The organism is Pseudonocardia sp. Ae505_Ps2 (genome assembly GCF_001932425.1).
Lineage (GTDB): Bacteria > Actinomycetota > Actinomycetes > Mycobacteriales > Pseudonocardiaceae > Pseudonocardia.
The window spans coordinates 1-9,673 of the sequence record NZ_MCIP01000003.1 but is presented as its reverse complement, the minus strand read 5'-3'; the positions used below and the strand labels follow the sequence as shown (position 1 = coordinate 9,673).

General features: G+C 69.2%; 10 protein-coding genes. All 10 read left to right on the top strand.

Features of this window, described 5'->3' with window-relative positions:
- Positions 1-188, top strand: a 188-nt coding sequence (locus Ae505Ps2_RS32875; RefSeq protein ID WP_212567731.1) for a hypothetical protein, incomplete at its 5' end; no start/stop codon positions are given.
- A gap of 429 nt (positions 189-617) precedes the next feature.
- Positions 618-923, top strand: a complete 306-nt coding sequence (locus tag Ae505Ps2_RS29110; protein WP_075313485.1) for a hypothetical protein — start codon at positions 618-620, stop codon at positions 921-923.
- Positions 916-1,188, top strand: a complete 273-nt coding sequence (locus Ae505Ps2_RS29105; RefSeq protein ID WP_075313499.1) for a WhiB family transcriptional regulator — start codon at positions 916-918, stop codon at positions 1,186-1,188. The genes Ae505Ps2_RS29110 and Ae505Ps2_RS29105 overlap by 8 nt, the downstream gene beginning before the upstream one ends.
- Before the next feature lie 71 nt (positions 1,189-1,259).
- A complete protein-coding gene (locus Ae505Ps2_RS29100) occupies positions 1,260-1,793 on the top strand; it encodes a hypothetical protein (RefSeq protein ID WP_075550271.1) in 534 nt (177 codons plus the stop codon).
- On the top strand, positions 1,790-3,061 hold the full coding sequence (locus Ae505Ps2_RS29095) for a hypothetical protein (protein WP_075313481.1): 1,272 nt from the start codon (positions 1,790-1,792) through the stop codon (positions 3,059-3,061). The genes Ae505Ps2_RS29100 and Ae505Ps2_RS29095 overlap by 4 nt, the downstream gene beginning before the upstream one ends.
- 65 nt (positions 3,062-3,126) lie before the next feature.
- Positions 3,127-3,618, top strand: a complete 492-nt coding sequence (ssb, locus tag Ae505Ps2_RS29090; RefSeq protein WP_075313479.1) for a single-stranded DNA-binding protein — start codon at positions 3,127-3,129, stop codon at positions 3,616-3,618.
- A 792-nt stretch (positions 3,619-4,410) separates the two neighbouring features.
- A complete protein-coding gene (locus Ae505Ps2_RS29080; RefSeq protein WP_139320287.1) occupies positions 4,411-7,353 on the top strand; it encodes a hypothetical protein in 2,943 nt (980 codons plus the stop codon).
- On the top strand, positions 7,353-7,952 hold the full coding sequence (locus Ae505Ps2_RS29075) for a hypothetical protein (protein WP_075313473.1): 600 nt from the start codon (positions 7,353-7,355) through the stop codon (positions 7,950-7,952). Before Ae505Ps2_RS29080 ends, Ae505Ps2_RS29075 begins: the two co-directional genes overlap by 1 nt.
- Positions 7,953-8,104: 152 nt before the next feature.
- On the top strand, positions 8,105-8,923 hold the full coding sequence (locus tag Ae505Ps2_RS29070) for a ParA family protein (RefSeq protein ID WP_075324358.1): 819 nt from the start codon (positions 8,105-8,107) through the stop codon (positions 8,921-8,923).
- Positions 8,920-9,342, top strand: a complete 423-nt coding sequence (locus tag Ae505Ps2_RS29065) for a hypothetical protein (protein ID WP_075313469.1) — start codon at positions 8,920-8,922, stop codon at positions 9,340-9,342. The genes Ae505Ps2_RS29070 and Ae505Ps2_RS29065 overlap by 4 nt, the downstream gene beginning before the upstream one ends.
- The last annotated feature ends 331 nt before the right edge of the window (positions 9,343-9,673 follow it).

The following is a 9,673-nucleotide window of genomic DNA, read 5'->3' as shown; positions in this document are numbered from 1 at the left end:
CTAGGAGGGCCGGGCAGATGCGGGTGACGAAGACGCGCTTTGACCAGCTCTGCGGCCGGGACCGGGCCGTCGCCCGACTCGCAGAGAGCGGGGCCGAACCGGAGCCCCTGTTCGAGATCCCCGGCCCGCGCACCGAGCGAGACGAGTCCACAGATCGCGAGCTGACCAACAACGAAAAGGACCAGTGATCATGTCCGGGTCAGTCGGAATCATCCTCGTAATGCTAATCCTCGCCGGAGTCGCCTGTCTTCGGGGCGGAGCGGGCGGGATCGGCGCGCTCATGCTTCTCGGAGCCATCGTGCTGTTCATCACGACCCCGATGGGCGAAGGGCTCCCGCAGGCGACCGGAGACTTCTTCTCCTCGGTCAATTCGGTGACAACGTCCACCGTCAACCACAGCCACGGGGGCGGTTCCTGATGCCGCGCTGCATAGCTTGCCGGAAGTCCCTCCTGAAGTGTGGGTGCTGGTCCACCACCGACACCAAGACCACGCGGCCCGGAAAGCGGGGCAAGAACACGACCCGCAACGGGATCGAATGGTGCGGCCGGTGCTCGTGCCGCGTTCTGAACGGCCGATGCAGCAATGTCCAATGCTCGACACGACAGGAGGTGACCCGATGAGTCTCGACGCAGATTTCCGCACGCGCCTGGTCGCCGTTGACCCGACCCCCGCGCACGAGTCCCCGGAGGACGTGGCCGCGATGTGCGCGCGCCACGCCGACGACCTACGCCAGGTGCTCACCGACGCGATCCGCGTCGTCCAGCACCAGGCGGACATCACGCAGACCGACCCGACTACTGCCACGCATGCCGCCGTTCTCGTCGGTTCGGCGTTGGAGATCGTCGCCAGTTCGCTTGTCGATCTGCGCATTGATTTGACCGTGCTCGCGCACGACCTGTCAGGAGGTGTTCCGCATGAGTGACAGCCGGGACCCGTGGCACGGCGCTGCCTGCCGCAGCGTGCCCTACGACACGCATTACCCCACCGCCGAACCCGATTCGCCCGCGCACACCCGACAGGTTGCGCGCGCAAAGCGCGTATGCGCGGGGTGCCCGGTACTCGACGCGTGCCGCGAGCACGCACTCACCGTCGGTGAGAAGTGGGGTGTCTGGGGTGGGCTGGACGAGCAGGAACGCCGCGCCATACGGCGCCGCAACCGTTGTACGGATCTACCGATCGCAAGCTGAGACAACAAAGGGAGTGCATGATCATGGGTAGTGGGCTTTGGGCGGGCGCGACCCGCGGCGAGGGAATGCGGATGGGCCGGAAGGACCACGGCCTCATCGTTCTCATCGTCATCTTCACGGGACTGTTCAAGGTGGTCTTCCGGTTCCTGACCGGGCGACCGATGCGCGGTGACCGCGCACGCAAAACCGATGCCGAATGGCGAAACGCCGGGACGCGGAAGCTGAATCCAAACGGGCGCACCCCGGGCGCATGGGACTACCTGCCGGAGTGGAAGCGCGCGGCGATCCGGTGCGCGTGCTTGTGCGTCGCAAGTGCGTGCGCATGGGCGTGGGTCACGGGCTGGCACTTCTTCGACTCGTCCGCGCAGACCCTCGTCACGCTGACGGCGAGTGTGATCGTGGCCGTGACGCTGTGGTGGTCGATCGTCACGATCGACTCCCGTGTGCGCGAGGCGAAGCACGAGCGCACCCTGCTGCGCCCGTTCCGGGCCGCGGTCGCGCCGCTGCTTCAGATGTCACCACGCGACGTCAACCTGTCCCTGCCGCGCGCGAGCCTGCGCAGCATCCGCGCGGACGACGACCAGGAGCACGAGGAGGCGGCATGACCACCGAGAAGATCGTCGCCACGCTGCAACTGCCGGATCATTTCCAGGGCACGGCGGAGCAGAAGAAGGCGGTGACCGCGCTCGCGAACGCCCGGCTGCCGTTCGAGGTGGAGGCTCGCTGGCGCACGACCAAGCACCCGTTCACGGTCGACTTCGTGCGGGTCGCGCAGTGCCCGCGGGTGGTGCCGTTCGCGTCGGTGCGGGACAAGGTCGAGGCGTGCAAGCCCGGCGAGATCCTGATCGGCCTCGACCGGCAGCGCAAGCCGTTCCACGGGAGCTTCCTCGCCGATGACCCGCACTGGGGATTCGAGGTCGGATCCCGGCGCGGAAAGAGCACGTTCCTGTCCCTGTCGGCGGCTCAAATCCTGCATCAGGACCCCGCCGCGGAGGCCACCGGAATCGACGTTAAGCGGGAATCCTTCAAGTCACTGTTCGGTGTTCCCCGGTTCCACCTGCACAACGATCCGGCCGATATCGCGGCGATGTGGAACGGTATCCGCCACGTCAAGAAACTCATGGATCGGCGATGCAACGAGCGGGCCGACGACCCGACGCTTGAATTCCCCTTCCACCTGCTCCTGATCGACGAACTGTCACAGTTCTCGGCTCAGTCCATGCAGTTGTGGCGCCAGATCAAGGAGAAGGGCGATCCGGCGCACCCACCGGTGTGGGACGACATCGCCGCGATCATGTGGCAAGGCGCGGCGTTCCGCGTTCACATCGTGCTCGCCGGACAACGAATCGACCACCAGATCACCGGTGGAATCGGGCTTATCACGAGCCTCGGGTTCCGTGGGCTCGCGGGATTCCGTCGGCAGAACTGGATGCGTCTCGCCGGAACGTTTCCGGTGCCACGGTCGCGCCCGGAACGGGGCCGCTGGATCTATTCCGACGGCGAATCCGAGACGTGGGTTCAGAACATTTGGGCCACCGACGACGAAATCAAGCAGTGGGCCACAACTACTTCCCATGACACGGCGACCGAGGCCGCTGTCGCTGGGCCAACTGAGGGGAGTGGGAAGTGGGAACCGGGGACGCCGGCCGCCGAGGAATCGACGCAGCGCGGCGCGGAGTGGGTGACAGGAAACGTGGACGCAGCCGCCTACCTGGGCATTCATCCGGAAACCTTCAGGAAGCGGCGACAGGCCCACGAGATCCCGAACACGCAACGGTCAGGACGGTCTCCCACGTGGACCACTCAGAGCCTTGACGAGTGGGGCGCCATGTGGGAACAGGAAACCTCCGAACAACCCGCCGAAGTAGCCTGACCGACACAACAAAAAACCAGAAACACAACCCTTCAGAAACTCGCCAAGAAAGGACACCGATCGGTATGTCCGGAGAGATCGTCACCACCATCATCGGGCACCTCACGGCCGACCCCGAGCTGCGATTCACCGAGTCCGGAACCGCGGTCGCGAACTTCACCGTCGCATCGAATCCGCGCACATTCGACCGGCAGACCGGCGAATGGCGCGACGGCGACCCGCTGTTTCTGCGCTGCACTCTGTGGCGCGATCCCGCGGAAAACCTCGCCGAGTCCGCCCGCAAGGGAGACCGCCTGATCGTGCACGGCCGCCTCGTGCAGCGCTCGTTCGAGACCCGGGAAGGCGACAAGCGCACCGTGATCGAGATGCAGGCCGACGAGGTGGGCGCCTCGACCCAGTTCGCCACTGTCGCCATCACGAAGCGCGGCAGGAACGGAGGCGCGGCGCCGGTCGACCCGCACACCGGGGAGACCGCCGACCGCAGAACCCGACCGCCCCGGACCGAGAAGCCACAGGGCGACGGCGAGGGCCAGGACGAGAACGAGGGGCCGTTCTGATGGGCGTGCACGGCCGCAAACGCCTCCCGCTCGGCCCCCTCGTGATCAACGCCGCGTCCACCGGATGGCTCCGGTGGCGGATCACGTCGGTGACCGTCCGGCTCGGACCGTGGTCCTGGAACAGCCGCGCGGACCGCCAGCGTGTCGACCTGCCGGGGCCGTGGTCCTGGACAGGCAGGAGGAGGAACCGATGAACACACGATCCAGCGTCATCGGCGCGTCGACCCCGAGTCAGAGTCGGGTTCCGGTAGGAATGGCTCATGTCATATGGACCAACGCCACGCTGGGGGCCACGCAACCCCTGCAAGGTGCACTGGCCAGCCGAACACCGGGCCCTCTACGAGGAGCGCGCGACCGCGCTCGGACTCAGCCTCAACGAGTATCTGATCCGGCTGGTGGCCAAGGCTCACGGCTTCCCTGTGCCCGACCACCCGGAGCAGTTGGACCTCAGCGCCTAACCGACCCTGAACATGCGAAGACCCCCCGTCTCGTTTCGCGGCGCGGCGGGGGGTCCTCGACTGAACTACCTCTTAGGAGGTCGCGCGTGCGACTGTACAGGCCGACACCAGGCCAGGCGACGCAAACTAGGCGTGTTTCTACTACCGGGCCGCGGCGGTGGGCCCGGTGAGCGGGAAGGCCGCGAGCAAGGCGGCATCCGCTGCTAGTGCCGAGAAGAAGTCGCCGACGCGTGGCCGCCGCACGTCCGGCAGCACCAGAGAGGCCGCACCCGGGCGGCCGGTCTCGCGAGGCCCGGAGCGGCCGGAGCTGGTCATTGAGTCGCCCGCCGGGTCCTTGCAATGGCTCACCGCCTCGATGGGTGCCGGGCCGCTGTCGGGCGTGTTCCGGCGCGGCAACGACGTCGTGCACACCCCGCGCGTCGGTGAGGACGGGCACGTGCCACCCCGCGACCCGGACGACGATGACGGGCCCGCGCAGGTCCGGCGGGTGACCGCCCGCCAGGTCGCCGCGCTGGTCGATCAGACGCACTCGTGCCGCGAGATCCGCTACACCAAGGACGGCGCGCCGCGGGAGGTGGACACGCTGTTCCCGCTCGACGCGGCGCAGCGGGCGGTGGACTCGCTGGACTACATGCGGTCGCTGCGCCCGCTGCGCGGCGTGACGCACGTGCCGACGCCGCGCCGGGACGGCACGATCATCGACCAGCCGGGCTACGACCCCGAGACGCGGTTGATCTTCCTGCCGCCGGACGGGCTGACCGTGCCCCCGGTCCCGCAGGAACCGACCGACACAGATGTCCGTGCGGCGGTCACGCTGCTGTCGGACATGCTCGCCGACTTCGCGTTCAAGTCCGAGGCCGACCACGCGAACTACGTCGGGATGCTGCTGACCCCGCTGCTGCGGGAGATCTGTCCGCCGCCCTACAAGCTGGCCGCAATCGGTGCCCCGTCACCGGGGTCGGGGAAGTCGCTGCTGTGCGACATCATTCGCACGCTGCACGGTGGCGTGTTCCGCGCGGACACCCCCGCCGACTCCGAGGAGTGGCGCAAGTCCATCACCACGATCCTGGACACCACGACCGCGCCGGTGGTCGAGTTCGACAACGTGTCCGGGACGCTGAAGTCCCCGGTGCTCGCTGGCCTGCTCACCTCGCCGGTCTGGTCGGATCGGCGACTCGGCGCGACCGAGACGGTGACCGCGAAGAACGATCGCACCTGGGTCGTCACCGGGAACAACATGTCGCTCGGCGGTGACCTCGTCCGGCGCACCGTGCAGATCACCATCGACCCCGGGGTGCCGCACCCCGAGAAGCGAAACGACTTCACGATCAAGGACCTGAAGGGCTGGGTGGGGCAGCGCCGTGGCGCGCTGATCGGGGCCCTGCTCACGCTGATCAGGGCGTGGGTGGTCGCCGGGCGGCCCCTGCGCCGCAAGGCCGGAGCGGACTCCTACCGGGCGTGGATCGAGACCGTGGACGGGATCTTGGGACACGCGGGCATCTCCGGCACGTTCGACGGGGCAGACTCCCAGCGGATCACCGTTGGAGACGACGACGAGGAGTGGCGAGACTTCCTCGAAGCGGTGCACTGCCAGTTCGGGGAACGCGCCTGGACGGTGAAGGAGCTGCTGGCGCTGGTCTCGGAGGATCACCACGTCGGGACCGGCGAGTTTGATCAGGCGAACGCGGCGCGGCGGCCGATCCCGCTCGATGCGCTCCCCGCCGAGCTGGGCGAGAAGGTCGTGCGCGGACGACTCGGTGTCGGTGTCATCGCGAAGAGCCTGGGACGGTGGCTGACCAACCGGGAAGGACGATGGGCGGGCGAGAAGATCACCGTCCGCCGGGCCGGGCGGACCCGCGACAAAATCGGGATGTGGCGCATCGAGCATCTCGGAGAGACCGAGGGCTACCCGGTGCCGGTCAAGGCCGCGGTCGGGGGGCCGGAACCGCTGACCACGGCCGCGCGGACCGCCGCGCCGGAGCCGTCTCCCGCTCAGACCCCGGCAGAGTCGGGCGCCGGGTGTGTGGCCTGTCAGGTCCCCGGGCCCGCCTGCGGGTTCGGGGTGGTCCTCGACGAGGGCCAGGAGGAGCCCTGCGTCCTGTGCGGGCACCCCACGTTGATCCGGTCGCGGTGCGGCACCGCCCGGCACGCCACCCCGGACGGCTGCCCCCGCGGCGACCGTGACCGCACCCCGACGCCGTCGACCCCGCCGGAGCAGGACCCTGCCGACGACGGCCAGGTGCCGACTCCGCCCGCGCAGCCCGAGCCGCCCGCCGCGAAGTCGGGCCCGCGCCGTGGCTCGTCGGCACGCGCGTTCGCGCAGAAGCGGCGACAGGAACAGGCCGCGCGGCTGACAGCTGACACGGCCGCGCTCGCCGACGGCTCCCCGCTGCGTGTGCTGCGGGCGTTGGAGGAGGAGTTCGCGCCGCACCGCAAGGATGCCGAGGGTCGGCTCCGCCGGCCGTTCTGGCGCCCACCGCTGCCCGGGATCACGTGGGCCGCACATGTGATCAGCTCGTGGGCGTGGGAGCGCCCGTTCGTCGGGGAGGTCGTGTCCCTGGACCGCTCCGGCGCGTTCGTCGCGGCTGCGTCGTCAGTGCTCGTGGCGCACGGCGGGTTGGAGCACACCGGCGAGTGCGAGTTCGACGCGCAACGCGCGGGCTACTGGCAGGTGCAGGTCCATCCGTGGACCGAGCGAGACGAGCTGCCGCATCCGCTGGCCGGGCACGGCAAGGCCACCGAGCTGTGGGTGCCGACACCGACCGCGGCGTTGCTGCGGGATCTCGCAGAGGAAGGCCGCTGGGCCGACCTGACGGTGCTCGACTCCTACACCGCCGCCGGTGTGCGGCTCTCGGACTGGACCGGCTACGTCAACGCACTCCGCAAGGAGGCGATCACGACCTACGGTCGCGACTCGGACCAGTACGCGGCGGTCAAGACCGCGTTCGGGCAGGCGTTGTCCCTGATGCTGGGCACCCCGACCAGCGGGGATGCCCGTGAGTGGCGCGCCGCAGCGCAGCGGCCGGACTGGACGCACGCGATCCAGGCGCAGGCGTCGGCGACTCTGTGGCGGTGGGCGGACGACTGCCGCAAGCTCGCGCCGGAGCTCGCCCCGGTCGCGCTGGCGAACGTGGACGAGCTGGTGATCCCGGCCGACGCGCTCGAGGTCGTGACCAGCACCCCGCGGCCCGGGGGGCGCGCTCCCCTTCAGATCGACCCGGACGGCGTCGCACTTGGCAGCTTCAAGGCGAAGGCGCGCGAGACCCGGGAGACCTGATGGCCAGTAAGGACACGGGCCCGGCGACCGACTACACCGACGCCGAGGAGGCCGCGCTGGAAGCGGCGGCCGAACGCGCCTGGGAGGAGTATCAGGCCGGGGAGGAGCAGATGCCCGAGCGGATGACCGTCTACGGCGCCCGCGTGGAGTGGGCCGGGGTCGAGACCCCGCGCGCGGCGGTCCGGCTCGACCGGCTCGACCTGGACCGGGTCGGAGCGGCCTTGTCGGCGGTGAAGCAGGCTAATGCCCGCGCCGCGCAGGGTGAGGCCACCAGCTACACCGCGACCGGCTGGCACTCTCAACTCCGGGCCCTGACCGGCACCGCGCGCGGGTCCGAGCTGGCCGACCGTGCCGGGCTCAACCCGTCCGGCCGCACCCTGCGCGCGTGGCTGGCCGAAGACCGGCCCCCGAACGCGGCGAACCAGCGCGCCATCGCCGAGGCGTACTCAGGGCTACGCACCTACGGCCGTGACCACGCGCAGGCCGACGCGCGCGACGCGCGACACGATGCCGTGGAAGCGATCAACGATGCGGTGCGCGAGCGATACGGCGCTGACGTGCGGTTCCGCGATGTCGACCGCATCGAGTTCCACGACTGACCAACCAGGTCACGCACACCGACAGTGGTAGCGGCCTACACGAATACGGAACGTCATAACTGGTGAGGCGTGTGCGATCACGCGATCACACGGCCACGCGATTACTCAACTATGGGGTGGTCACGTGATCGCACACCCGCTAAGCTGCGGATATGGCTACGTCAGTGGTTGTCCTGTCCGGCAAGGGGGGCACCGCTAAGACCCTGTGGCAGACGCTCATGGCCGGTGAGGCGTCCCGCGAAGGACTGCGCGTGCTGCTGGTCGACGTCGACCCCGAGCGGAACCTGTCCAACCGGTTCGACGCTCCCGCGCACGTCCCCGGGCTCGCCGGGGTGCTCACCGACGCCGGGGTGACCTCCGGCGAGTCCAGCGCGGAGAAGGGTGCCGCCCGGGTCGACTCGGAGATCATCCCGACCCGCTGGTCGGGCGTGGACCTGCTCCCGGCAGGCGCGTCGCTGACCGGGATCGCGCAGGTGGCGATCCCGGACCTCTGGCTGTTGCGTGACATCGCCGACGCGGCCGGGTTCGGGCGCCGCTGGGACCTCGTGCTCTACGACACCGGCGGCCGGACCGGCGCGCTCACCACGTGCGCGATGTACGCCGCAGACGTGGCCTACGCCCCGATCACTGCCACCACCGACGCCATCCGCAAGGCAGGGGAGGCCCGAGACCGGGTCAAGAAGATCCAGCGGTCGCACCGGCTGCGGTGGGCCGGCGTCGTGCTGACCGGGTTCGACATCCGGGTCAACGTGCAGGCCATCATCCGGGAAGACGCGATCGCACAATTCGGCGACCAGGTGCGCGCCGAGCTGCCCCGTCGCACCGCCGTCGACGAGGCGTTCCAGGTGGGCTCGCGACTCGGCGACCGTCGCGACCCGGAGATCACCGCCCTCGCTGAGATCGTGCGCGGCTTCCTGCTGCGCGACCTCGTGCGCCGCCGTTCGACCCGCAAGGCAGGAGAGTCCCAGTGACCACGAAGAACCGACTCCGCGAGCAGATGCAGCGCCCGCAGGCCGTCGACCCCGACGCCCCCGCACCGGCGACCGAGAGCGCCCAGGAGGCGTCGAAGCCCGCACGGAAACGTTCCACCCGCACGACCGCCGAGAAGCCCGCAGCGGCCACTACAGCGCCCGCTGAGACACCCACTCAGGAGCGGCCGTCCCGCGCGCAGGTCCTCGTGCCACCCTCGGCCAAGGTCGCTAGGCGACTCGGGCTCTACCTGCACGACGACGACTACCGCACACTCAAGACCGCCGAGCTAGAGGACCGCGCGGACCCACAGGACCGCATGCGGGCGATGCTCGCGCTGTACCGGCACAACGACCGGTACCGCGCGGCGGTCGACCGGCTCGCGCGCTCCGCACCGAAGGGCACCGGCCGGTCCATCTGACCGCAGCGAAGTGTGGCGGCGTCGTCACCCTCACCACTACGACTACCTCCCTTGGCAGCCCCTAGACCCCCCCGCGGGGTTTGCGGGGTTTGCCTGGGCTCTCTTCCCCCACCCCCACCATGCGCGAGGTGGTAAGCCTCACCTAACCCTTCGCCGTCGCTCTGGGGGAATTCACCCCGCCAAACCCCGCAAACCCCGCACACCCTCAGTAACCAAAAACCACCCACAGTAAGCCAAGAGATACAACTACACAAAGTCACCACACAATCACGTGATCACGCAAACATTACCCAATCACACGATCACACAATCACGCGATCACAAGCCTTTG